Genomic DNA, 24,339 nt, shown 5'->3' on the forward strand with positions numbered 1-24,339 from the left:
TGTGAAAAATGTGGAAAAATGATGACGAACTCTTTGACCTAATAACAAAAGAGCTATATACGCCGGTAGTGGGTGATATATTGGATGGGCTTGGATTGTACCATCAATTCCTACCACCTCAGATCCGCCCGATACACGATATCGATAAACTGGCAGGTCGCGCAATGCCAGTAGTGATGACTGATGTTTACGGTCCACAGAAAAAGCCGTTCGGATTACTAACAGAGGCGTTGGATCAATTGCAACCGGGGGAAATTTATATTGCCAGCGGTGGAGAAATGCGTTGTGCCTATTGGGGCGAATTGTTGACTGCTACAGCTAAGAAGCGTGGTGCCGTTGGTGCAGTTGTGAATGGATATTACCGAGATTCCCCCCAGGTAATGGAACAAAAATTTTCAGTTTTCAGCAGAGGGCGGTATGCACAGGATTCTTCTGTCCGTACACAAGTTACCAATTTCCGCTGCCCAATTGAGGTGCAAGGGGTCTGGATTGAACCCGGTGATATAGTGTTTGGTGATTTGGACGGAGTGCTCGTGATTCCTAAAAATCATATATCAGAGGTTATAGAAAAATCTCTTGAAAAAGCAAGAGGTGAGAAAACTGTTCGCCAGGAGATTGAAAGTGGTATGAGCGCAACCGAAGCGTTTGCGACTTTCGGAATTTTATAAAGGAGAGAACAATACCATGCAGGATTTATTTTTGCATGCATTTAGCCTTGAAGACCGCACAGCCGTCATTACCGGGGGCGGGACCGGGCTGGGGTATGCTATGTCAAAATGTATGATTGCGGCCGGCGCGAGGATCGTCATGCTTGGTCGGCGGGAAGACGTGCTGCGGAAGGCATGTACCGAACTGGGTGAGAGAGCTTCCTATTTGACGTTCGATATCACCGACACGGACAATATGGAGAAAATCGTTCGCAAAATCCGATCAGATGTCGGCAGGATCTATATTCTAGTCAACAACGCAGGTAATCAGCACAAAAAGCCGGTGGAGGAAATGACCGTTAATGAATTCACGCAAGTTTTGGACGTTCATTTGGTTGGCTCTTTTGCGCTGACCAAAGCGATTTTGCCATCCATGCGGGAGCAGAAAAAGGGCAGTGTAATATTCATTTCCTCAATGTCTGGCTTCATCGGAAATTCTAATTTGACCGGATATGCCGCCGCAAAATCCGGGATCTTAGGGCTTGTCCGAACGTTGGCGAGCGAGGTATCTGGTAACGGCGTACGTGTGAACGCAATCGCTCCCGGATGGTTGGAAACTCCCATGTTTCTTCAAGCGCTGGCAAAAGACCCCGATCGCCAGGCGCGTATCTTGCAACGCACACCGATGAATAAATTTGGTAATACCACCGATGTTGGGTGGGCCGCAGTCTATCTGGCATCCGATGCATCCTCTTTTGTCACAGGAACATCGATCACGGTGGACGGCGGCGCGGTGATCGGATTGTAGGGCAATTTGGCATTGAGTTGCTATTGATAAGGATACTATAAACCTTCATTTACAAAAGAAAGGGACGATTATGATGAAAAAAAATATCTGTAACCTTCTGGCGATTATTCTGCTATCCGTTACCTTGACAAGTTGCGCGCAGTCTGAAAAACCGGCAAGTGCCGTAGACAGTAGTACAAGCAATAGAACAGAGTCCGGTAGTAGCGAAAGCGATGATACGACGAGCGGCGACGTGATTGTGCTGAAAATCGCGCATGTTGACAATGATACCTCTCCTTATCAAGTAGGCCTAGAGAGATATGCGGAAGAATTGTCGCGGCTGACAAACGGAAAAGTAACTGGCAAAGTATATTCCGGCTCGATTCTTGGGAACGATAGAGAGTTGACCGAGGGTATGGCGCTCGGAACCACAGATATAGGTGTGGCCAGCAGTGCAATGCTTGAGTCCTTTATTCCGGATATGGCTGTGTTGAACGCGCCATTTATGTTCAATAGTCCGGAACATGCGGCCAAGATGATTGATGGCGAAGTAGGCGAGCATTTTGAAAAAGAACTGGAATCTTTGGATTTTCATACGATTGGGTGGATGTCCTCCGGTATGAGGAATGTTTTTTCCACCAGACCGATCCAGACTGTGGACGATTTCAAAAACCTGAAGATCCGCACCATGCAGAACAATATGCATATGCGCACATTTGAATTGCTTGGCGCGCAGGCTGTCCCAATGGATACAAACGAGCAGTTTACCGCATTGCAGCAGGGGACTATTGATGCAAACGAAAACGCTACTTGCAATGCGCTGAATCAGCATTACTACGAAGTGATCAAACATATCACCAATACAGGACATGTGTTCGGATTCATAGCAGTGGGCATCTCCACAAAAACGCTGGAAAGCATCCCGGAGGAATATCGCTCCGCAATCTTTGAAGCCGGAAAAGTGATGGAGGAAGTCGAGAGGTCGCAATTAGAGGCAGACAATGTGCAGGCGGAAGAAGAGCTCAAGAAGCTTGGCGTGACTTTCTATGAAATTGACCGGGAGGCCCTGAAGGAAAAGATCGCTCCTGTCTATGAGGAATTCAGCGCAAATATGCCGGAAGATTTGCTGAAGAAGGTTCGGGATTTGGCATAACTATTTCTGTTAAGGAATCAGTACCACCTTTTCATTCAAGTGGTGGGTTGAGCTCTTTTGTTCCATTCTGATCCCCTGGTTCAATTTGGGACTATACATCTAGACACCCGAAATACAAATTTTTAATTCTTTGGTTGCTATGGTACTTATATTACTACTGTAACGCTTCTGTTTATTTTGTTCTTCTACGCATAGCCTGTGGATTAATCGGGAATTAACACTACACAAAGGAGGGTTCTGTATGGTCCAAAAAATTGAAAAAGCGGCAATAATTCTTTTTTTTAGCGTTATGACCGCCGCTATGATCTTACAGGTGGTAAATCGCAATATTCTGCATATTAATATCGGCTGGCTGGAGGAATTGTCCAGATATTGTATGGTTTGGATCGTGATGCTCGCATCGGGGAGTGCGTTGCGGAAAGGTGAGCACATCTCAATGGAAGTCGTTACGGCCAAGGTCTCGGGAAAAGTAAAAATGGTTTTAGAGATTTTGGTGCAACTGGTTATCCTTGTGTTTGTACTGACACTTTTGATCGCATCGTTTAGGCTCGTAGGCATTCAAATAAGGACAGGGCAGATATCGCCCGGATTGAGAGTCCATATGGCATTGCCTTATTTATCCCTTCCTGTTGCGTTCGCAGGTATGGCAATTGGACAGATTATTGATTTGGCTAAACGCATACCGGCCTTATCAATTTCAAAGGGGGAAGGCTAATGTCGGCGCTGGTTTTGTTTGGGTCGTTGGTACTTTTTCTGCTTATCGGTGTTCCTATCGGGATTTGTCTCAGTAGTGCTGCGTTATTGTCTTTTGCTTATCTGGATATTCCTATGCTTGGCGCGGCGCAAAAAGTCTTTACTGCGTTAGATAGTACATCCCTGATGGCAATTCCTTTCTTTGTACTGGCGGGCAACCTGATGACAAAGGGAGGTATTTCAAAACGACTTTCAGAATTTGCAAACTCCATTATCGGAAATGTGCGTGGAGGCATGGGGATTGCCGTTGTCATAGCCTGTGCATTCTTTGCAGCGTTGTCCGGTTCTGGCTCCGCGACGGTTATCGCGATCGGTTCCATGTTTTATCCGGAAATGATTAAGATAGGCTATACAGAAGAACGCGCCTCAGGATTGATTTGTATATCCGGTGGTCTTGGCCCTATCATTCCTCCCAGTATTGCCATGGTGATTTACGCTACATGTGTGAACGCATCTGTTAGTGAGATGTTTACAGCCGGCACCGTTGTTGGCATATTGATTGCGGTAGGCTTAGTGATTGTGTGCCTAATTTTTGCTCACAAGGAAAAATGGCCAAAAAACGAGAAGTGAATTGTCATAAAGGAACTGGGATTATCCTTTGTTCATGCAATTCCGGCACTGTTCCTACCTGTCATTATTTTAGGAGGGATTTTTTCTGGGCTGTTGACACCGACAGAATCAGCAGCGGTGGCGGTGGCTTATGCCTTAATCATCAGCATCATGGTCTATAAGGAGATTAAGCTGAATGACCTAAAGGAAATATTTTTTGATTCTGCGCGCGCTACAGCAACAGTCATGTTTATTATCGCCGCATCGTCCGTGTTTGGGGGGATATTCACATCTGCCGGGTTATCCGATCAGGTTGTGAGCTTCATTCAAGGCTTTAATCTCTCCCCATTGCTCTTTCTCTTTGCTGTCGTGCTTTTAATCTTTGGCCTTTTTATGGAAGGCGCGGCTACTATCCTGCTCCTTGTTCCCATGCTGTGGCCCATTGCATCTGCGCTGGGCATTCATGCAGTACATTTTGGAATGGTCATTATTGTGGCGATTGTCATTGGCAATATGACGCCACCCGTCGCTTTGAATATTTTTGCAACTGCAACGGTAACAAAATTATCCATTGAACGAATTGCTAAAGGCCAGATGCCGTTTTTTATAACAATGTTTGTCGTATTTGTTGCTGTTATCTTGTTTCCGCAAATTTTGCTGGCATTTCTGTAAAGCATGCCACAGTTAAAGACGTATATGTGTAAAAAAGGAAACGGAGAAACGCATGGATCATTGCATGTACTGTGAAAAGAACGAAACTCTTGATAGCTACATGTTACCAATTTGTTCGTTGGAATATTCTCAGGTATACTTGCTCAAAAATCAAAATTATCCAGGTCGGTGTGTGGTTGCATTTAACCGGCACAAAAGAGAAATATTCGAGCTGGAGCGAAAGGAGCTTCACGGCTTCTTTGACGATGTATCCACTGTTGCAGCTGCCATTCAGCGGTTGTTTTTTCCGGACAAGCTGAATTATGGCATATATGGAGACATCGTTTCCCATTTTCACTGCCACATTGTTCCCAAAACAGAGGGAGACTTTGCTTGGGGGATACCTTTCAGTATGGATGGCAACGCGCATTTTCCCGATACATCGGAGCTGAAACGGCGGGCAGAACAAATCCGCGATTGTATTGCCAGTATGAACTCGAGGAGTAATCACACGGATTCCTATTTACAATTCCCCATACAAATAAAATGGAACAACAATAAAATCAGGGAGGCAGTACAATGAGTTTGCAGTCAGAAAGAGAAGACATGTTCAAGTGGTGCGTGCAATCACCCGAAGAGCCGGGCTTTCACACCGTCGTTTCACCCGAAATAAGCGATTGCGAAGTCAGCTATATTTACAGACTGAATTTGAAAAAAGCACAGTCTTACAAGCTGAAATCTGATAAATTTGAGATGTTTGTAGCGCTTATAGCCGGTGAAGCAAGCGTGAAAGCTGTCGATTTTGCGGCCGACATGAAGAAACTAGATTGTTTCTATATCACAGGCAATTATGAAGCTACGATCGTGGCACAGCAAGACAGCATTTTCTATATTGCTGGTGCTGTATGCGAAGGGATTGGTCGGCCATTTTTCTACCATTTTGACAAGAACATCCCTCTAGGAGACAAGCATCAAATCCATGGTGAAGGGACGACGCAGAGAGAAGCATATCTCATTCTGGACGACTATGTACCAACGTCAAGACTTTTATGTGGCTTTACCAGTGGCAGCGACGGCGGATGGACAAGTTGGCCACCTCATGAACATTCGGCAACCTTAGAAGAAACTTATTGTTATTTTGATATGCCCGCGCCGCATACCGGGTTCCAATTGACTTATCTGCGCGAGGGTGAACTAGACAATTCCGCCGTTTCTGGGGTAAGAAGCGGAAGCATGGCCAATTTCCCGCGTGGATATCATCCTACCGTGGCGGCTCCGGGCACAAAAAACACATATTTCTGGGTATTGACAGCGCGTCAGCCAGAAATGCGCAAATACGGCGTGACAAACGCAGATCCCAATTATCTTTGAGTAAAATATAGGGTATTTCATCGGGTATCTGCGTGATAGTACAACCTGATTCTTCGTAAATTTCAGATTTTTTGTAGAAAATATGCGTACCACATATGTCATGACAATGCATGGCTTACGACATGAATAGAGCAGATTTCGATCTTTACGGCAAATTCGCCTTTCCAATTCTAATAATAAAGTGGTTTGGCAGAACAGCGGTATTGTTGTGCTTTTCCCAATTGAAACTTTGGATGGAGGGATATGAACAAAACGGTTGTATTATAGCAATGACTTTGTTTTTACACAATTATGTATGATAAAGACCCGCACCATATTTCGGTACGGGTCTTTATCATTTACAAATCAAATCATATAGCACACACTCATCAGTAACAGCCGGCGCCGGAAACGTCAATCGAGAGTGAATTAAGTGGCATAGCCCTTAAAGCTGATCTATATTTATTGATCGCACATTTTGTTTTCTCCCAAGATTGATAATTAAATTTACTTACTCAAAATCCGCAACAACTAAGGCATATGTTAGATGACACCAGAGTTTCTTACAATTTCAACAATTGCCTGGCCGAACTTATTTATCAAAAAACGACGTGTTACAAAGAGAGATATATTAGATAGTAATTGGTTATTTGGCTGAGCATGGCTACCCTGTAATAGAATTAGAGATAGGCATTTGTATTTTTTCAAAGATACGATAATAGATAAGCCGTAATAAAATTAAAGATATTCAAAAGGTACTTCTTTCACTCAGTTTAAGCTTTAATTAAAGAATACCTAAATACCCCCGGCAAATAAAATGCCGTGGGTACTGTACAACTAAGAGTCATGTCTAACAGCTGAGGCAAATTTCAGCACGGTATCCACGCAATCTGTTAGACATAAGAGTTAGTTGTACAGAAAAGCAAAAATCCATTGCAAATTTTAAAATTGCATGGTATAACATTCCTATGGAGTTATATCATGACAGCAAAAAAACTCCCACAGCATACCGATTGCTTCCAACAATCGGTATGCATGCGCCTTAAAAGATGTTACGACCAACATCCATAAGACTTATGAGAGGTTCTTTCCATGGTATTTTATCATGGTTAAGATACATTTTTCAAGGGCTTTTAGATGTTTCGGTCAAAGGTAACATCTGAAAGCTCTTATTTTTTGGTGTTAACGTCGACCCGACGTTTTCACATACATAAAACTGAATTACCCATACAAAATGGATACAAAGTGCTTTTGCCCAGCGTGAATTCTGCCCGCCAAAAGCTGAAATGTTACATGGTAACAACTTTGCAAACGCTCCAAGATAGCCACAATCTGCTGTATTGCTAATTTAGGCTGAGGAGTAGGAACGACTTTTGTGCTAAAAGGGAAACTGTATTCTATATATGTATCTATGAAACGGCAGAGCGTTGCCAACACCAACGCTCTGCCGTTTTATATACAGCTATCATGCAATACGATCGCTCGTATTGCATGATGTGTTTTGGTGGGAGGAGATGGATTCGAACCATCGAAGTCACTGACAACAGATTTACAGTCTGCCCCCTTTGGCCACTCGGGAACCCTCCCATATTCAGTTGCGCCGCTAAACAGGATGCCTTTAAAAAAGGGTTGGTTGGAGCTGGTGGACGGACTTGAACCCCCGACCTGCTGATTACAAATCAGCTGCTCTACCAACTGAGCTACACCAGCGGATTTACAGCTCTCTCATAGCGACGGGTTTTAGTTTAGCATAAATGCATCTGGTTGTCAATAGGGTTCCGAAAGAATCTGAGACAAAGATTCTTTCGGAACCCATGTTAATCCTGATTATAATTATGAGATCATCTGGAAATATTGCCGTACAGTGTTTACGTATTCTTCGGAAAGTTCAAATGCTCCGCTTTCCAACACACTCCCGGACAGGGGGAGGTTGCCGGCAACCTGCGTCTCCAGCTTTGCGGTAAAGTCCGCGGCCTGCCTGCGCATTTCATAGTCCGTATAAGTAATATTGGTCCGAATCAGATTGACTGCCAAGCGAAATAACCCCGGGGAAAGGTCTTCACTCGCAGCATTTAGATTTTGATTAATGATTGCTTCCACAAGACCGCCAAGAAATTCGCTTTTCCCGATAGCGCCGTCTTTAAAATTGGGGTAACCGAATAAATCCGCAATATCCTGCCCGTCGAGACGGCGTTCGCCCGCTGCCAGGTTGACATCAAATCCGTCCCGGGTGTAAGAAACGTCGTAGGGGAGGGTATAGACCACTGTGCCGGTTTTTTCGGCCAGAGTGATAAACATGTCCCGGTTTAAAGATGCATAGCGGTCAATGACAATGCCAAGGCGGCGTGAAAGCGCGTCTGCCGCTTGCTGCCCTCCTCCCGAACGGTATGCCTGCGCCAGTGTGATCCCCCGTCCGTTCAGGGTGACCGCTGTTTCCGGCGGGAGCAGCGAAAGAGGGACTTGCCCATATTGCGGGTTAAAACGAAGCAGCAAAAAATCGCCGGGCGTGTTTTGGCTGTTAACGCCAACGACCAGCACGGTCAAGGTGTCCTGCGCCAGCGGGCGATAGTGATACTCGGGGGTTTCTGCCTCCGCATGCGTCTGCGGCATGGACGGCTGTACCACCATAACGGCACCCGTCATGACCAGAGATAAGAATGCGGTAGTGAGTAGAAACGCCACAGTAAACGATCTCCACTTTTTTTGTTTGCCCTGCTCCATAGCAATCTCCCGTCCAAATTCATTCTCAGTCTTAGCATTGACCGCACTGCTGCAAGATTATTCATATCCGAAAAAGATTTGCGGGACGCAAAAAAGCCGCGTACAAACGCTTTGTACGCGGCCGGAAGCTATTTTACTGTCAGGCAATTTCAATAGAAAGGATGGTAATATCTTCTTTGGGCTTGTTTGTGTCGTCCCTCGGCGCGGAGGCAATCTTTTCGACGATATCCAAGCCCTCGACAACCTGCGCAAATACGGTATCCTTAAAGTCGTAATTAGGAACGCCGCCTGCCTTCAGATACTGGTCAACGACCTTCTCGGGGAATCCGACATCGAGCATCTCCTCCGCGAGATCGTCGGATATGGAACTGTTCTGTATGATGTAAAAACGGCTGTCGTTGCGGTCCTTGGAACCGCCGTTGTTCATCGCAACCGCGCCGTTAAAATGCCACAAATTGACGCTGTATTCGTCGTCAAACTTTTCTCCGCCTTCAAAACTGCTTTCCCCCTTGTTCCCGGTTCCCTCGGGGTCGCCTGTGCAGATCCGGACGCTGGGGAGCACTTCATAGAACTTCTGGTTGTCATAATACCCTTTTTTCGCGAGCGCAATCCAGTTTTCAACAGCTTTAGGGGCTTCTTCCGGATAGAGGACAATCTTAATGTCTCCGGCGCTTGTTTTGATGGTTGCTGTTTGGGAGCCGGCCGCAGGAGCCTGCGCCTGAAGCAGATTGATGTCCTCTTCGCTGATTTTCAGATTATGCCCGATAATTTCGGATTCAGTGGACGGCATGCTTTGGGCGGATTCGGACGCCGACGCATCGGAAGAAGCCGGAGAGGCCTCATTCTTTTTGCCGCAGCCGTAAAACATGACGGACAACGCCAAAAGCGCACTTAAAAGCAGGGCGATTTTTTTCATAAAGGTACCTCCATATGTTTGCAATCACGGGCGGATTATGCGGCGAAACCGGATTTACCCGCTCAGACAAAGCTGATGGGGAACAAAAGCCGCTTTGCGCGATACCACCGCCGCAGACGGCTTTGCCGTTTGCTTATGCGGCTATTATAGCATAAAACCCGATAAAATCAATGACCCTGCGGGCTATTCATAGTAATTTAACGGTTTGGACATGGAAAAGCGGCACCGATGATTACCGGTGCCGCCTGGTTCGTTTTTCATTATGACAATTTGCTTTACCGCTTTCATAGCCTATTTCGGCCATGAAAATTCGGTCAACATTCCGTTATCCAACCGGTTCTCAATTTTGCTGACTTCAAATCAACTTCTTTTCTCTGGATTTTTGTTTGAAAGTTCGATTCCTTGCAAAAATGCCCGCGCCGGAATTTACATACACAAGGGTTTTAGCAAGACATTGCGGGCGGACGATCAGTCGGGATTTGAACGGTAAACCCGTTGCGCGTCTGGCTTCTGCCGCGGAAGTATCCAGCAAAATGGAAATACAAGATGGGAATATGCCTTGTTGCCTTTGCGTTCAATTTGACAAAATCCTTTCACAAATATATGACTGCTTCTATGGTAAATCATATACATTCGGAGGGATATTGCCGCAACAGAAAAGCCGTGAAAAGAATCCTTCTAAATCGTTCCACATGGCGCTGAGCTCCCTGATGCAACGGAATCGCTTTGTGAATCGTCGTACATTGGAACCACCGCCTTTCCTGAAAAGTTTGTTTTCATTATACCCTTTCTGCACTTTCATTATACGCAAATAATTGTAAAAAGTCAATACCATGTTTGCTTAATTTCACATAATTTTAGCAAATATATACAAGCTTGTTTTACAATTGACATTTTGGGCAAGATGGATTAAGATAGTATTGTCAACAAGAGACAGTACCATTTGATTTTGCTGATTGAGCAGGCATGATGCTCAGATAAAGGAGAACAACAGTATGGCAGACAACGAGATGGCAGCCGATCTGATCACATTGGTTGATGACGAAGGAAATGAGCACGAATTCGAAATTGTTGATACTCTTGAACTTGGCGAGGAGCATTACGTTGCTTTGGTTGCGGCAAATGATGCCGATGAGGATTCAGATGACGACGGTGAGCTTGTAGTTCTGAAGTCGGTCGTTGACGGAGAGGAAGAATTCTTGGAAGCCATTGAGGATGAGGCCGAATTTGACCAGGTGGCCGGAATTTTTATGGAACGTCTCGAAGAAGATTTTGATTTCGTTGACGGTGAGGAAGAACCCTAAATTGCGTTACTCCCTGCTGTACACGACAGCTTTGCCCATAATACTCCGATAACTGTATTTTGGGAGCCCGGGCGTCCGCGGCGGATTGAAGACCTCCCCTTTCGAGGGACGAAGGGATCATGAATCCGGGGAGAGGGCGTACCCACCTTTGTCGAAAGACGGGGTTGATAGCTGGCAAAGCATCGATACGGCGGGGCAACGATACAACATGCAAAGCCCGTTCCGGTTACGGAACGGGCTATTGTTATGCCGTTTTTTAGAAGGACAACGGGATTATTCGCCGCTGATTATCATCCGCTCGGCGCGGATGCGCGCAATGCGCCGTTCCTCCACCAGCAGGATGGTGAACTGAATGCCGGACAGTTCGACCGAAGGATGTTCCTCCGGCAGCGGGATCCGTTCCAGCGCCTCGGTCAGCAGGCCGCCGATGGTATCATAATCTGAATCATCGCTGAGGGAAATGTCAAACAGCCGCTCTACCTCTTCGATGGAGACCGCGCCGTCCAGTTCGTAACAGCCGTCGCCCAGCTTGACGATCATTTCCTCTTCATGATCGTATTCGTCCTGAATGTTGCCCAAGATCGACTCCACAAGGTCCTCCATCGATACGATACCGGCGGTGCCGCCGTACTCGTCCACCGCGATGGCCACCTGTACCTTTTTGATCCGAAACTGGGAAAACAGATCCACGCAGCTCATATTTTCGGGGACAAACAGTACGCTGCGCATGTATGCCCGCACGTCAAACCCATGATCATGTTTTCCGATCAGCGAGAGCAGGTCCTTTACATAAAGAATCCCTACGATATCATCGATATCATCCTCATAAACGGGAATGCGGGAATACCCCGAATCGATTGCAATACCGGTCACCTCATCCAGCGAAGTGGAAACGGGTACGGCCGTCATATCCGTGCGGTGGGTCATAACCTCAGAAACATTGCGGTCGTCAAACTCAAAGATATTATTGATCATATCCTTTTCGCTCTGCTCAATTTCGCCTTTTTCGCTGCCGACATCCACCATCATGCGGATTTCCTCTTCGGTAGCCTGCTCAGGCTCATCCTCTCCACGGATACCGATCAGATGTGAAAGCAGGCGGGCCACCGCGCTGTTGAATGCCGCGAACGGACGGAACAGAAAAGCGGCGGAGCGGCAGAAATGTGCAAGGGCGAATGCTGCCGGCTGGGGATAGCGGCAGGCGATTCGATAGGGAAGCAGCAGACAGAATACGTCAAGCACCATAACGGCAAGCAGGACCGCAAGAAGAACCAGCCCCATGCCGCCGGCCCTCTGCAGCTGGCTGCCGCGAAGCAGCTGTTCGACCCGGATGGGGAGTACGAGCGGCAGCAGGCGCCAGGTCAGCAGGGATGCCATCACGGTGCAGGTAAAACCCGCCAGCTTGCAGCCTTCCAGTAAGGCCGCGGGCTTTTCAAGCATCCGCGCTACCGCCCGTTCCTTCGGATTGCCGGAAGAGGCCATTCTCTTTACAGCTCCGTCTCCGAGCATGGTCAAAGCGGTGCGCCCCGCAGTGATCAGGGCATTCAGAATAATCAGGGACAGGACGGCAATCATACTGGGGTAGGGGTCCATTTGTTCATTCCTCCAAATCGTCAGTTCACTTAAATGTTACTGGTTTCAATATAATCGTTTTTTTTATTGCTGTCAATTTTGCTCTAATACTCACAGAGAATTCGGTGAAAAATTACAGTCTGTACACATTTTTTCTCCTTGTCGTTATTTACAATGGTAAAGAAAGATGTTAAAATTAACAAAGATGGGTCGGCCTGCTATGCGGGACCGATCCGCAACGCTGTACTAGTTTATTAATAGTACTAATTCACATTAGGAGGAAGATAAAACATGGCAAGAAAAATGAAAACCATGGATGGTAACAATGCTGCGGCGCATGTATCTTATGCATACACCGATCTGGCTGCGATCTATCCGATCACTCCGTCGTCGGTAATGGCGGAAGTCACCGATGAGTGGGCTACTCAGGGACGTGAGAACATCTTTGGGCAGAAAGTGAAAATTGTTGAGATGCAGTCCGAGGCCGGCGCCGCGGGTACTGTCCACGGTTCACTGGCTGCCGGTGCGCTGACCACCACCTACACCGCTTCGCAGGGTCTTCTGCTGATGATTCCGAACATGTATAAAATGGCGGGTGAGCTGCTTCCGGGCGTCATCAACGTTTCCGCCCGCTGTGTTGCTTCCCACGCGCTTAACATTTTCGGCGATCATTCGGATGTTTATGCATGCCGTCAGACCGGTTTTGCAATGCTCTGCGAAAGCAGCGTTCAGGAAGTCATGGATTTGACCGCTGTCGCACACTGCGCCGCAATTAAGGGCCGTGTTCCGTTCCTCAACTTCTTCGACGGATTCCGCACCTCTCATGAGCTTCAGAAAATCCAGGTCTGGGATTACGAAGATCTCGACGAGATGGTTGATCATGACGCAATTGATGCGTTCCGCAGAAACGCTCTGAATCCGGAGCATCCTGTTCTGCGCGGTACCGCCCAGAACCCGGATATCTTCTTCCAGGCGCGTGAGGCCTGCAACAAATACTACAACGCGATCCCTGAAATCGTTGAGGAGTATATGGCAAAGGTCAACGCCAAAATCGGCACCAACTACAGCCTCTTCAATTACTATGGCGCTCCCGATGCCGACAATGTCATCATCGCTATGGGCTCTGTCTGTGAGACCATCGATGAAACCATCGATTTCCTGAACAAAAACGGCAGAAAGACCGGTCTGATTAAGGTCCGCCTCTATCGTCCGTTTGCTGCCGACCGCCTTGTTGCCGCAATTCCCTCTACTGTTAAGACCATTTCCGTCCTTGACAGAACCAAGGAACCGGGCTCTTTGGGCGAGCCGCTCTATCTTGATGTCGTTGCGGCACTCAAAGGCACTCAGTTTGCTGAGACTCCGGTGCTCCGCGGACGTTACGGCCTCGGTTCCAAGGACACCACTCCTGACCAGATCATTGCTGTTTATGATAATGCTGCCAAGAATGGCAAACCGGAGTTCACCATTGGTATCGAAGACGATGTGACCAACCTGTCCCTCGAAACCAAAAAGAACCCGAATACAGCTCCTGAGGGTACTACTGCCTGTAAGTTCTGGGGTCTCGGCTCCGACGGTACGGTTGGCGCCAACAAGAACTCCATTAAAATTATCGGCGACCATACCGACATGTATGCGCAGGCTTATTTTGCTTACGACTCTAAGAAATCCGGCGGTGTAACCGTTTCGCATCTGCGCTTCGGACATACCCCCATCCACTCCACCTATCTGATCAACAAGGCGAACTTCGTTGCCTGCCACAATCCTTCCTACATTGACAAGTATGACATGGTGGAAGACCTGGTGGACGGCGGCACTTTCCTGCTGAACTGCCCGTGGAGCGGCGAAGAGCTCAACGAGCGCATTCCCGGCAAGGTAAAGAGATTTATCGCAGAGCACGACATCCAGTTCTACACCATTGACGGTATCGACATCGGCCGTAAACTGGGACTCGGCACCCGCATCAACACCGTACTCCAATCCGCGTTCTTCAAGCTGGCGAAGATTATTCCGGAAGCGGATGCAATCCAGTATATGAAAGACGCTGCAACCAAGTCCTACGGCAAGAAGGGCGAAAAGGTTGTCAAGATGAACCATGACGCGATTGAAGAAGGCGCGAAATCCATTGTCAAGGTGGAAGTGCCGGCTGACTGGAAGAACGCTACCGACGCTGACGAGGCCCTGAAGGCTACCGGCAGCCGCAAAGACCTTGTCGATTTCGTCAATGATATCCTGATCCCCGCGAATGCGCAGCGCGGTGATAAACTGCCTGTTTCCACTTTCGACGGCCGCGAGGACGGCACCTTCCCGCAGGGTTCTGCCGCTTATGAGAAACGCGGTATCGCTGTGGATGTCCCCTGCTGGATCTCTGACAACTGCATCCAGTGTAACTTCTGCTCTTATGTCTGCCCGCACGCTGTCATCCGTCCGGCTGTTATGACCGAGGACGAAGCCGCCAAGGCTCCCGCCGGCACCAAGACCGCCCCGATGACCGGTATGCCCGGCTATAAGTTCGCTATGACCGTCTCCGTTCTGGACTGCACCGGATGCGGATCCTGCGCAAATGTCTGCCCCGGCAAGAAGGGCAACAAAGCGCTGGTTATGGAAAAACTCGACAGCCAGCTTGAGCAGGCGGAAGTTGCCGCTTATGGCCAGGCTCTGCCGTCCAAACCCGAAGTTGCAGAAAAATTCAAGGAAAGCACCGTCAAGGGAAGCCAGTTCAAACAGCCGCTGCTTGAATACTCCGGCGCCTGCGCGGGATGCGGCGAAACTCCGTATGCCAAGCTTGCTACCCAGCTGTTCGGTGACAGAATGTATATTGCCAACGCGACCGGATGCTCTTCCATCTGGGGCGGTTCTGCTCCGTCCACCCCGTACACGGTCAACAAGGAAGGACGCGGCCCGGCATGGGCGAACTCCCTGTTTGAGGACAACGCGGAATACGGCTACGGCATGTATCTGGCTCAGTCCACTCTGCGTCAGCATCTGATTGCCAAAGTGCTTGAGGCTGCCAAGAATGAAAAGGCATCTGCTGAAGTGAAAGCGGCATGCGAGGCTTATCTGTCCTCTGTTGATGACGGCGCGGCCAATGCGGTTGCCACGAAGAACCTGATCTCCGCGCTGGAAGGCATTGACTGCCCGACCTGCAAAGCGATCCTGAAGGATAAAGAGTTCCTCGCCAAGAAGTCCAACTGGGTATTCGGCGGCGACGGCTGGGCATTCGATATCGGCTTCGGCGGTCTGGACCATGTCATTGCGTCCGGCGAGGATGTCAATATTCTGGTCTTCAACACCGAGGTTTACTCCAATACAGGCGGTCAGTCCTCCAAAGCAACCCCGACCGGTGCGATTGCACAGTTCGCGGCTGCCGGTAAGGAAATCAAGCAGAAGGACCTTGCCGCGATTGCGATGAGCTACGGCTATGTCTATGTTGCGCAGGTTGCTATGGGCGCTGACTACAATCAGTGCATCAAGGCGTTTGTTGAGGCGGAAAGCTATCATGGCCCGTCCATCATCATCGCTTACGCGCCCTGCATCAACCACGGCATCAAGGGCGGTATGGGCATTGCGCAGACCGAGATCAAGAGGGCTGTCGAGGCCGGCTACTGGCACAACTTCCGCTTCGATCCCCGCAGAACTGCCGAGGGCGCTAATCCGTTCCAGATGGATTCCAAGGCTCCGAATGCGGACTACAAGTCCTTCATCGAAAACGAAGTCCGTTACAGCTCGCTGGAAAGACAGAATCCTGAGCGTGCAGAGCAGCTGTTTGCGGTTGCGACAAAGGCTGCGACCGACAAATACAACCATCTGCTCCGTATGTCCAAACTCTACGACGCAGAATAAAATTTATCGTATGAAAAGGCTCCGCGGCATTTGCTGCGGAGCCTTTTTGATCTGTCAGGAAACGGTATCGTCCACAACACAGCCGTCAACGATGCGGATAATCCGGTTTGCCATCGAGGCAATCGTGCCATCATGCGTGATCAGGATAATCGTCTTGCCTTCTTCATGCAGATCCCGCAGAATCGACATCACTTCGGAGCCGGATGCCGAGTCAAGATTGCCGGTGGGTTCGTCGGCAAGAAGAATCGGCGGCTTCGCGGCAATCGCCCGCGCAATGGCAACCCGCTGCTGCTGCCCGCCGGAAAGTTCGGAAGGGCGGTGCCGGACTCTGTTTGCGATTCCAACCCGGCTGAGCGCGGAAAACGCCAGTTCAAACCGTTCTTTTGCGCGTATGCCCCGATACATTAACGGCAGTTCCACATTTTCAAGGGCGTTCAGGCTGGAAATCAGGTTGAACCCCTGAAAAATAAAGCCGATGCGGCGGTTGCGGATATGGGCCAGCGTTTCTTCCGGTATGGTCGCAACGTTTTCGCCCTCCAGCAGATATTCCCCGGAATCAGGCATGTCAAGACAGCCCAGCATATTCATCAGCGTTGATTTTCCGGAACCGGATTGCCCAATGATTGCAACAAATTCCCCCTCGCTGATCGAGAGGGAGACATTGGAAAGCGCGCGGACTTCATTTTCGCCGGAGTTATAAATTTTGGTGAGATTCCTCAGTTCGACCAGCGGCATAAAACAACCCCCTTTTGCATTTCTACAATTGTGCGGTATATGCCGCACGGATTTCACGGAGCGGAAATCCGTCTGTTTATATTGTAGCCGCATAAGAGAAAATCATCAGCAAAACTTGAAGGGATTGAATTTCCTTTTACTGGAAATTGTAATAAAAAAATGCACACAGCAAACCATGCCGGTAAGCTGTGTGTTATCATGTAGTCTGATCTATTAACGCGGTATGCTGTCTGCCAGAACGGCATAGCCAAAAGGCGCGAGCCGGCCGCCGTCAACAGTACCAAGTACAACTTTCGCTTGCCCAAATCCGGCGGGAAATGCAATAGGCATGGATCTGTCTGTACGGTTTACCGCGATCAGCAGGCGGTTTTGGCCCCACTCCCGGCAGTAGGACACCGTCCCCGGCGTAAAAGAAACGGCGCGGAACCTGGCGGTGGAAAGCTCCGGAAACTGCGTGCGCAGACGTCCGAGAGACCGGAAGAATTCCAAAAGTTCCGTATCTTCCCGTCCCCATGGGTAGCAGGTCCGGTTGAACGGGTCTTTATAGCCGTACAGCCCCGCTTCGTCCCCATAATACAGGCAGGGGATGCCGGGCAGGGTATACTGGATGACCGATGCCACGCAAAACAGGTTTTTTCCCAGCCGGTACTGGCTTTCGCTCAGCCGGTTATGCTGGCCCTGCCAGTCCCGTCCGTTGTCCGCGGCCGGTTCGCCGGCCAGTGCGGTGATGGCGCGCTCCACATCGTGGGTGGAAAGCGAATTCATCAGGACATCCAGCACGGGCTTGGGGTAGTTCTCGAGAATTGCCAAAATGGTCAGATATAGCCTGTTGCAGTCGCCGCAGCGGACGTAGCTGAGAATCGCGTCCTTGAAAGGATAGTTCATCACAGAATCGAGCTGCCCGCCAAGCAGGTAACGGCGGCGCTCGCCGTAGCTGATTTTGGTGGAGGCGTCCTCCCAGACCTCACCGATGACGGCGCATTCGGGGTCATGCCCCTTGACACAGGCTGAAATACGGTTCAAAAAGAAGTCCGGCAGTTCGTCGGCTACGTCGAGCCGGTAGCCGGAAGCGCCGAGCCGCAGCCACTTTTTCAGCACGCCGTTTTCCCCGCAGATGAACTCCTGGTAAGCGGGGTCGCTTTCATTGAGATTGGGCAGAGTCTCAAATCCCCACCAGGAACGATAGGAGTTTGGATAACTGGTAAAATCGTACCAGCTGCGATAAGGGCTCTGCGGATCGTTATAAGCGCCCAAATGCTCTCCGTAACGCCTGTTTTTGTTGAAATAAACGCTGTCGCTTCCCGTATGGTTAAATACACCGTCCAACAGGATGCAGATGCCAAGCTTTTCCGCCTCGTCACAGAGTGTTTGAAAATCCTTTTCATTCCCTAAAAGCGGGTCAATCTTTTCATAGTCGGCGGTGTTGTAACGGTGGTTTTCATGCGCCTCAAAAATAGGGTTGAGGTAGATGCAGGTAACTCCCAGGCTCTTTAAGTAGGGCAGCTTGGAGGTGATACCGATTAGGTCGCCCCCAAAATAATCGGTGTTGGGGAATTTGCCGTTACTGTCCGGCTGATAGACGGGCAGCTCATACCAGTCCTTATGCAGCCAGCGGTCGGGGAATGGGCAGTCCTTTGGCGTGCCGGAATTGCAGAACCGGTCGGGAAAGATCTGATACATGACGCCGTTTTTCATGAAATCCGGTGTCTTCAGCGCTGTGTCATAAACGGTAAGCTGCCAAAGATCGCCGCTTTCAAGGCTGATCTGGGAGAATCCGTCGGGGCCGCGGTTGACAGACTTGACGCCGTCGATCCCGCTCAGTTCGAACCGGTAAAAATAAAGCTGCGGCAGCGGCGGGCAGAAAACGCAGGTGTAATATCCGGCCACACCGTCGCTCTCCTCAAACTGCATGGGGATGCGGTCGGGGGTATCCCACTGGTCGGCCTGAAACATCAGCAGGGCCGGGGCTGTGAACTGGTATATCATTGGCAGGCAGATGCGAAAGGTAACGGGCGTGCCTGCGGGAACCGCGCCGAAAGGGGATTTGAATCTCTCATCACGGCTGTCGTAGAGCAGGGTATTCACGAAATCAACTCCAAAAAAATCTGCGGGCAGAATCTCACCTGCCCGCAGAAAAAATCCAAACAGTAATCTTGGGCATTTACAGAACCTTACCGCGCCGGATGCTTACGCCACAGCAGGCGCTATTTATAAAGTCCCCAAATATCCCGCGCATAGTCCTGTATGGAACGGTCGGCGCAGAAATAGCCGGAAGCGGCAATATTATAGAGGGACTTTTTCTGCCAGCCTATGGTATCCCGGTACAGGTCGGAGGCCTGCGCCTGCACTCTGCAGTAGGCGTCAAAATCAGCAAGCACCATATAAGGGTCATTGTAGCGCAGAGAATTTGCGATATCCGGGAACTGCTGCCCCTCCAGACCGGACGAAAGCAGATCAATGGCACGGCGTAAGCGGTCGTCCTTATTGCAATAATCGGCGGGGACATAACCCTGCGCTTTCAGGGCGTTGACCTCCGGCGTGGTCATGCCGAAAAACAGAATATTTTCTCTGCCCACGCACTCACCGATTTCCACATTTGCACCGTCCAGTGTACCAAGCGTAATTGCGCCGTTGAGCATCAGCTTCATATTGCCGGTGCCGGAGGCTTCGGTGCCCGCGAGGGAAATCTGTTCGGAAATTTCGGATGCCGGCATCAGCAGCTCGGAAATGGTGACGCTGTAGTTTTCGAGAAACACAATCCGCAGTTTCTCGCGGACAGCGGGGTCGTTTTCAATCATATCGCGCAGTGTGCAGATGAATTTGATGATTTGCTTCGCAAGGAAATAGCCGGGAGCCGCTTTCGCACCGAAAATATAAGTTTTGGGTATAAAATCAGCGTCGGGGTGGTCTTTCAGCCAGAGATATTCCGTCAGAATATGCAGTGCGTTCAGGTGCTGCCGCTTGTATTCGTGCAGGCGCTTGACCTGGACATCAAAAATCGAGGCGGTGTTGACGGCGATGCCGCTTGTTTCCAGCACATAGTCCGCCAGCCGCTTCTTGTTTTCCTGCTTCACCTCCGCCAGCCGCGCAAGCACACTCTGGTCGTCGGCAAACCCGCTGAATTTGCTGAGCTGCGGCATATCTCTGAGCCAGCCGTCGCCGATGGTATCAAGCAGCAGCCCGGTCAGGCCCGGGTTGGACTGGTAGAGCCAGCGGCGGGACGCGATGCCGTTGGTAACATTCTTAAACTTATAAGGGAAGAGTCTGTAATAATCGTGGAAAACGCTGTCCTTGATGATCTGGGAATGCAGCTTGGAAACGCCGTTGACGCTGTGGCACGCGATGACCGCGAGATTTGCCATGCGCACCTGGAAGTCATAAAGGACGCGCATGCGGTCGATATCGTACTGGTCGTAATGGTACTTCTGCTGCAATTCCTCACAGAACCGGCGGTCGATCTCCTGAATGATCTGATAGATGCGGGGCAGCAGGGAGCGGAAAACATCCGCGCCCCACTTTTCAAGCGCTTCCGCCATGACGGTATGGTTTGTATAGGCGAAAGAGCGCGTGACAATGTCCCATGATTTTTCCCAGCTGTAGCCGCAGTCGTCCAGGAGCACGCGCATCAGTTCGGGGATGGCAAGGGTCGGATGGGTGTCGTTGATCTGGATGGCGTTTTTCTCACCGAAATTATCCAGCGTACCATAAAGGGTGATATGGCGGCGCGTAATGTCGGAAATGGAAGCGGCGCAGAGGAAATACTGCTGCTTGAGGCGCAGCATTTTTCCCTGCTGGTGGTTGTCGTTCGGATAGAGGACTTTGGAGATCGCTTCGGATACGGAGGCTGCCCCCATGGCGTTCACATAGTCGCCGCGGTTGAATGATTCCATGTCGAAGCCGGGGCTCTGCGCTTTCCAGAGGCGCAGGATAGCAATCCCATCGCTGCGAAAGCCCGGGACATACATATCGTGCGGGACGGCGTAGACCGTCTGGTAGTCCACGTGGTTCATCCAGTGGTGCCCGTTTTCCCAGCCTTCTTCAATGCGCCCGCCGAAACGGATGGGAACGGTGCGGTCGGGCTTTACCTTGAGCCAGACGCTTCCGCCGGGCAGCCAGTAGTCCGGCGTTTCGGTCTGCCAGCCGTCGATGATGTTCTGCTTGAAGATGCCGAACTCATAGAGGATGGAATATCCCATAGCGGGCAGCTCCTCGGTCGCCATGGCGTCCATGTAACAGGCCGCCAGCCTGCCCAGCCCGCCGTTGCCGAGCCCTGCGTCCGGCTCCAGTGCATACATCTTTTCGATGTCCACGCCGAGCTCCGAGAGCGCCCCGGTCATCGCTTCCTGAATATTCAGATTGTAGAGGCTGTTTTTCAGCGACCGCCCCATCAGGAATTCCATACTGAGATAATAGACCTTTTTGGCGGCGCGGGCATTGTTATGCGCACTGAAAACCTGAAGCTTTTCACTGAGAATGTCGCGGGTTACACGGCAGAGCGCTTCATAATAGGCTTCGTCCGAAGCGTGCTCCGGGTCGATGAGCATGTCGTTCTGAAAGGTCAACAGAATCAGCTGTTTGAGCTTTTCTTTGGTAAATGGTGGTTTTATATTCATAGATTGCCTCCTAATCAAGCGGACAGATTCGGCAGGCCCGCCGGTGAGTGTCGGCGACGGGGCATTCCAGCTGCGTACAGATATTATTATCATTATACTCGCATCCCGAATGCCGCGCAAGCAATATCTGCCGTCAATGGGGATTTATGTCGTTTTTTGCAGATAGAGTTCCGATATGTTTTTTTGTAAACTCCTCTTTATTCGCAAACAAAAATGTATTATAATAAATACCAGTTAATGCTCCGTAAGGATAATTGATAGATCAGACCGTATGCAACGCTGATAAAATGGAGGAAAAACAGACATGAACACGCAAAACCGTGTAAAGATTACCATAAATGGGGTTCATTATTTCATCGCGACATCCGAGCCGGAAGAATATGTTCTCGGGCTTGCGCAGGAACTGGACGAGCAGATTAAGGGAATTTTAGACAAGAACACAAATATTTCATTTAATGATGTTATGGTTCTTTGCGCCATGAATTATGTGGATGCTTATAAGCGAAGCGAAGAAAACGCGGACCGTATGCGCACCCAGATTTCCGAGTACCTGGAGGATGCGGCAAAGGCCCGCATCGAGCTGGACGAGGTCAAACGCGAAAATGCCCATCTGCGCCGTCAGCTGGAGGCCGCGGAAACGAAGGGCCAGCCTAAATTGGACGAGAAAGGCTAAGGAATGAAAAAACCTCTGGAAATACTGGCGCCCGCAGGGAGTATGCAGGCGCTGGAGGCTGCGGTTTACTGCGGTGCCGACGCCGTATATCTCGGAATCGAAACGCTCAACGCCCGCCGCAACGCGGAGAACTTCACCAGTGAGAATTTAGCGGAGACGGTGCGCCGATGCCACATCAGGGGAACAAAGGTTTATCTGACGCTCAATATCGTTGTGCTGGAAAACGAAATCGGGGAGCTTCTGCGTGCCGCGTCCTGTGCCTGTGCGGCGGGTGTGGACGCGGTGATTGTGCAGGACTTGGGCGCAGCTGCAATTTTGCGGCGCTGCTGTCCTGATTTAAAACTGAATGCCTCCACGCAGATGGCGGTGCACAACGCCGAAGGCGCAAAAATGCTGGAAAAGCTGGGTTTTTCCCGTGTTGTTCTGGCCCGGGAATGTTCCAAAGGGGAAATTTGCAACATTGTCCGCGAAACTTCGCTGGAAGTGGAAGTATTTGTCCACGGGGCGCTCTGTATGTGTGTTTCCGGACAATGCTATATGTCCTCGGTGCTGGGGCAGCGCAGCGGCAATAGGGGACTTTGCGCCCAGCCCTGCCGGCTGGAATTTGAAAGCTCGGCGACCAGCCATGCGCTTTCTCTGAAAGACATGAGCCTGATTGCCCGTATCAATGAGCTTCAGGAAATCGGCGTGGTTTCCGTCAAAATTGAGGGGCGTATGAAACGCCCCGAGTATGTTGCCGCTGCGGTAACAGCCTGCCGGAACGCGCTTGCAGGCGAAGCGGTGGATCTCGATACACTACAAGCTGTATTTTCCAGATCGGGATTTACAGAAGGTTATTATACCGGCAATTACACAATCGATATGTTTGGCATCCGCGCAAAAGAGGATGTGCAGGCGGCGGCCGGTGTTCTTGGCAAGCTGGAAAATCTCTACACGGATCCGCGCAAACAGGTGCAGAAGGTGGCGGTATCATTCCAATTTGCCATGCACCCGGGGGAACCGGTTACGCTTGGCGCAGAAGACTGCGACGGCAACCTGATAACAGTATATGGCGATACCCCTCAGGCCGCCATCAATAAGCCGACGGATGCGGAGCGCGTCAAAGCGGGACTCTCTAAAACAGGCGGCACGCCGTACAAAGCGGAATCGATTGTATGCGATGTGGCGGAAGGGCTGATGCTGCCGGTCTCTTCGCTCAACGCACTGCGCCGGGAGGCGCTGGAAAAGCTGGATGAACTGCGGGGGAAACCGCGTTCGATCCGGTTCGGCCCGGGCCGGATGGGGACTCCTGCGGCGGGAAGGCGGGCCCTGTTCCCCGGACTGCGGGTGCGCGCGTACCGCGCGGAACAGGTTACCCCGATGATGCTGGAACATGCCGAGCTGATTACGCTGCCTGTGCCGGAACTGCTGAAATTATGTGCAAAAGGGGCGTCGCCTTACGCGGACAAACTGTGCGCCGGGCTTCCCCGTATGTTGTTTTCCGGACAGGAACAACTGAGAACCCAGCTTCAGACGCTGTGGGAAAACGGCATCCGCCATGCATCTGTCGGCAACCTCGGAACGCTGTATCTCGCGTCTGAATATGGGTTTACCCTGCATTGCGAGCCGTTTTTCAACGTGACCAATTCCTATGCGGCCGAGGCTCTGGCCGAGCTGGGTACCGCCGATTTGCTGGTGTCCTTTGAGTTGAGCCTTGAATCCGCGAAACGGCTTGTCTCCAAAATCCCGCTTGGAATCACCGCCTACGGAAAGCTGCCGCTTATGACGGTGCGAAATTGTCCGGTGCGTGTTTCCGAAGGCTGCGCCGCCTGTAAGGCCGGCAGGAACTTCATCACCGACCGGAAGGGAAACCGGCTCTATACCAGCTGTGCATACGGCTGCAGCGAGCTTCTGAACCCCGTTCCGCTTTATATGGGTGACCGCCTTGACGAACTGAAGAATCTGGATTTTATTTCTCTGTGTTTCACAGCCGAAGAACCGAAGGAATGTGAGCGCATGTTCCGGCTGTACCTGGAAGGCGGCGAACTTGGCGGAAACTTTACACGCGGGCTGCTCTACAAAACAATCTTTTAGGA

Annotated in this window: 17 protein-coding genes, 2 tRNA genes and 1 pseudogene; 12 read left to right on the forward strand and 8 right to left on the reverse strand. The window is 50.2% G+C overall.

From position 1 onward, the window contains the following. Positions 1-8: 8 nt before the first annotated feature. The 7 genes and pseudogenes from C1A10_RS02560 (at position 9) to C1A10_RS02590 (ending at position 5,911) form a co-directional block, all read left to right on the forward strand. Positions 9-668 (forward strand): RraA family protein, encoded by a 660-nt coding sequence (locus C1A10_RS02560; RefSeq protein WP_101908735.1) that lies wholly within the window; start codon positions 9-11, stop codon positions 666-668. A gap of 16 nt (positions 669-684) precedes the next feature. Beyond that, positions 685-1,455 (forward strand): SDR family NAD(P)-dependent oxidoreductase, encoded by a 771-nt coding sequence (locus C1A10_RS02565; protein ID WP_101908736.1) that lies wholly within the window; start codon positions 685-687, stop codon positions 1,453-1,455. Positions 1,456-1,525: 70 nt separating this feature from the next. After that, the gene (locus C1A10_RS02570) at positions 1,526-2,587 is read left to right on the forward strand and encodes a TRAP transporter substrate-binding protein (RefSeq protein ID WP_101908737.1); all 1,062 of its coding nucleotides are present in this window, start codon (positions 1,526-1,528) and stop codon (positions 2,585-2,587) included. Between the two features lie 241 nt (positions 2,588-2,828). Continuing rightward, complete coding sequence (locus C1A10_RS02575; protein WP_101908738.1) at positions 2,829-3,302, forward strand: TRAP transporter small permease; 474 nt, start codon at positions 2,829-2,831, stop codon at positions 3,300-3,302. Continuing rightward, positions 3,302-4,561, forward strand: a pseudogene (locus tag C1A10_RS02580) (TRAP transporter large permease). The gene C1A10_RS02575 and the pseudogene C1A10_RS02580 overlap by 1 nt, the downstream one beginning before the upstream one ends. A gap of 52 nt (positions 4,562-4,613) precedes the next feature. Beyond that, positions 4,614-5,123, forward strand: a complete 510-nt coding sequence (locus C1A10_RS02585; RefSeq protein WP_101908739.1) for an HIT family protein — start codon at positions 4,614-4,616, stop codon at positions 5,121-5,123. Beyond that, positions 5,120-5,911, forward strand: a complete 792-nt coding sequence (locus C1A10_RS02590) for a 5-deoxy-glucuronate isomerase (RefSeq protein WP_101908740.1) — start codon at positions 5,120-5,122, stop codon at positions 5,909-5,911. The genes C1A10_RS02585 and C1A10_RS02590 overlap by 4 nt, the downstream gene beginning before the upstream one ends. Positions 5,912-7,392: 1,481 nt before the next feature. Here C1A10_RS02590 and C1A10_RS02595 read toward each other — a convergent pair. The 4 genes from C1A10_RS02595 to C1A10_RS02610 all read right to left on the reverse strand — a co-directional run bounded on the left by C1A10_RS02595 (position 7,393) and on the right by C1A10_RS02610 (position 9,527). Beyond that, positions 7,393-7,477 (reverse strand) — tRNA-Tyr (locus C1A10_RS02595). 47 nt (positions 7,478-7,524) lie between these two features. Continuing rightward, a tRNA-Thr gene (locus tag C1A10_RS02600) sits at positions 7,525-7,600 on the reverse strand. 123 nt (positions 7,601-7,723) lie between these two features. Next, entirely contained in the window at positions 7,724-8,611 is an 888-nt protein-coding gene (locus C1A10_RS02605; protein WP_101908741.1) for an LCP family glycopolymer transferase, read from the reverse strand. A 139-nt stretch (positions 8,612-8,750) separates the two neighbouring features. Next, on the reverse strand, positions 8,751-9,527 hold the full coding sequence (locus tag C1A10_RS02610; protein ID WP_101908742.1) for a peptidylprolyl isomerase: 777 nt from the start codon (positions 9,525-9,527) through the stop codon (positions 8,751-8,753). 14 nt (positions 9,528-9,541) lie between these two features. Between C1A10_RS02610 and C1A10_RS18330 the strand changes: the two genes are divergently transcribed. Beyond that, a complete protein-coding gene (locus C1A10_RS18330) occupies positions 9,542-9,682 on the forward strand; it encodes a hypothetical protein (protein ID WP_180950949.1) in 141 nt (46 codons plus the stop codon). Between the two features lie 840 nt (positions 9,683-10,522). Further along, complete coding sequence (locus C1A10_RS02620) at positions 10,523-10,831, forward strand: DUF1292 domain-containing protein (RefSeq protein WP_101908744.1); 309 nt, start codon at positions 10,523-10,525, stop codon at positions 10,829-10,831. Positions 10,832-11,104: 273 nt separating this feature from the next. On the opposite strand, the gene C1A10_RS02630 is transcribed toward C1A10_RS02620, so the two are convergent. Further along, complete coding sequence (locus C1A10_RS02630; RefSeq protein ID WP_101908745.1) at positions 11,105-12,424, reverse strand: hemolysin family protein; 1,320 nt, start codon at positions 12,422-12,424, stop codon at positions 11,105-11,107. Positions 12,425-12,694: 270 nt separating this feature from the next. Here C1A10_RS02630 and nifJ point away from each other — a divergent pair, with 270 nt between their 5' ends. Next, the gene (gene nifJ, locus C1A10_RS02635) at positions 12,695-16,243 is read left to right on the forward strand and encodes a pyruvate:ferredoxin (flavodoxin) oxidoreductase (protein ID WP_101908746.1); all 3,549 of its coding nucleotides are present in this window, start codon (positions 12,695-12,697) and stop codon (positions 16,241-16,243) included. Positions 16,244-16,297: 54 nt separating this feature from the next. On the opposite strand, the gene C1A10_RS02640 is transcribed toward nifJ, so the two are convergent. From C1A10_RS02640 to C1A10_RS02650, 3 genes are all read right to left on the reverse strand, one after another. Continuing rightward, positions 16,298-16,978 carry an ABC transporter ATP-binding protein gene (locus tag C1A10_RS02640; protein ID WP_101908747.1) on the reverse strand — a complete coding sequence of 227 codons (681 nt, stop codon included), beginning with the start codon at positions 16,976-16,978 and terminating at the stop codon, positions 16,298-16,300. A 213-nt stretch (positions 16,979-17,191) separates the two neighbouring features. Continuing rightward, positions 17,192-19,063: a glycoside hydrolase family 13 protein gene (locus tag C1A10_RS02645; RefSeq protein ID WP_101908748.1), complete on the reverse strand. Its 1,872-nt coding sequence runs from the start codon at positions 19,061-19,063 to the stop codon at positions 17,192-17,194. A gap of 119 nt (positions 19,064-19,182) precedes the next feature. Beyond that, entirely contained in the window at positions 19,183-21,591 is a 2,409-nt protein-coding gene (locus C1A10_RS02650) for a glycogen/starch/alpha-glucan phosphorylase (protein ID WP_101908749.1), read from the reverse strand. A 304-nt stretch (positions 21,592-21,895) separates the two neighbouring features. Between C1A10_RS02650 and C1A10_RS02655 the strand changes: the two genes are divergently transcribed. Together C1A10_RS02655 and C1A10_RS02660 are read left to right on the forward strand one after the other, a co-directional pair. Beyond that, complete coding sequence (locus tag C1A10_RS02655) at positions 21,896-22,264, forward strand: cell division protein ZapA (RefSeq protein ID WP_101908750.1); 369 nt, start codon at positions 21,896-21,898, stop codon at positions 22,262-22,264. A 3-nt stretch (positions 22,265-22,267) separates the two neighbouring features. Next, positions 22,268-24,337: a U32 family peptidase gene (locus tag C1A10_RS02660; RefSeq protein ID WP_101908751.1), complete on the forward strand. Its 2,070-nt coding sequence runs from the start codon at positions 22,268-22,270 to the stop codon at positions 24,335-24,337. Positions 24,338-24,339: the final 2 nt, after the last annotated feature.

Source organism: Marasmitruncus massiliensis, assembly GCF_900186535.1.
Classification (GTDB): domain Bacteria; phylum Bacillota; class Clostridia; order Oscillospirales; family Ruminococcaceae; genus Anaerotruncus; species Anaerotruncus massiliensis_A.